We start from the raw sequence: 358 nt of genomic DNA on the forward strand, positions 1-358 counted from the left end.
CGCGATGATGAAGGACAAGGCTTCGGCCAAGTAAAGTCGGGCCATGCTCGACTGAGGACTGCTGAGAGCAGAGCGGCGCCCCACGGGGCGCCGCTTTTGTTTTGGATAACGTCGGCGGCAGATCCACGATTGGTGTGGATCTGCCGGTAGTGGCGGCCGCGGGGCCGCCATCGCTTGGGTGGGGCCCCCCCAGGGTTGGGGCCCGCGTGCACGCCCACGGGCAAGATCGCGAAGCTGGCGCTGCAAGCGCTGCTGCAACCGTCTCCCTGGTGAAATTAGCGCTGTGGAACCACCCGATCCCATCCCGAACTCGGAAGTGAAACGCAGCTGCGCCGATGGTAGTGTGGCTCAAGCCATG

At 64.8% G+C, this 358-nt stretch carries 1 rRNA gene; it reads left to right on the forward strand.

The features are described 5' to 3' along the window. Positions 1-265: 265 nt before the first annotated feature. A 5S ribosomal RNA gene (rrf, locus tag RCF13_RS11080) occupies positions 266-358 on the forward strand; the annotation flags it as partial.

This window comes from Stenotrophomonas maltophilia group sp. RNC7, from assembly GCF_030910085.1.
Lineage (GTDB): Bacteria > Pseudomonadota > Gammaproteobacteria > Xanthomonadales > Xanthomonadaceae > Stenotrophomonas > Stenotrophomonas sepilia.